The organism is Streptomyces sp. NRRL WC-3605 (assembly GCF_001509795.1).
In the GTDB taxonomy this organism is placed as follows: domain Bacteria; phylum Actinomycetota; class Actinomycetes; order Streptomycetales; family Streptomycetaceae; genus Streptomyces; species Streptomyces viridochromogenes.
Genome location: NZ_LLZN01000132.1, coordinates 1 through 586, shown reverse-complemented (window position 1 = coordinate 586; position 586 = coordinate 1). Strand labels below are relative to the sequence as shown.

At 67.6% G+C, this 586-nt stretch carries 1 protein-coding gene; it reads left to right on the top strand.

The features are described 5' to 3' along the window. Positions 1 to 586 (top strand): flavodoxin-dependent (E)-4-hydroxy-3-methylbut-2-enyl-diphosphate synthase (locus tag ADL34_RS34370; RefSeq protein ID WP_159039025.1); only part of this gene is annotated, 586 nt, incomplete at both ends.

The window sequence follows — 586 nt, the reverse complement described above, 5'->3', positions numbered from 1 at the left end:
CGCCCCGGTGTCGGTGCAGTCGATGACGACGACGCGTACGTCCGACATCGGTGCGACGTTGCAGCAGATCGCGGAGCTGACGGCGTCGGGCTGTCAGATCGTGCGGGTGGCGTGTCCGACGCAGGACGACGCGGACGCGCTGGCGACGATCGCGCGGAAGTCGCAGATCCCGGTGATCGCGGACATCCACTTCCAGCCGAAGTACGTGTTCGCGGCGATCGAGGCGGGCTGTGCGGCGGTGCGGGTGAACCCGGGCAACATCAAGCAGTTCGACGACAAGGTGAAGGAGATCGCGCGGGCCGCGAAGGATCACGGCACGCCGATCCGGATCGGTGTGAACGCGGGGTCGCTGGACCGGCGTCTGCTGCAGAAGTACGGCAAGGCGACGCCGGAGGCGCTGGTGGAGTCGGCGCTGTGGGAGGCGTCCCTGTTCGAGGAGCACGACTTCCGGGACATCAAGATCTCCGTGAAGCACAACGACCCGGTCGTCATGATCGAGGCGTACAAGCAGCTCGCCGCCCAGTGCGACTACCCGCTGCACCTCGGCGTGACCGAGGCCGGCCCCGCCTTCCAGGGCACCATCAAG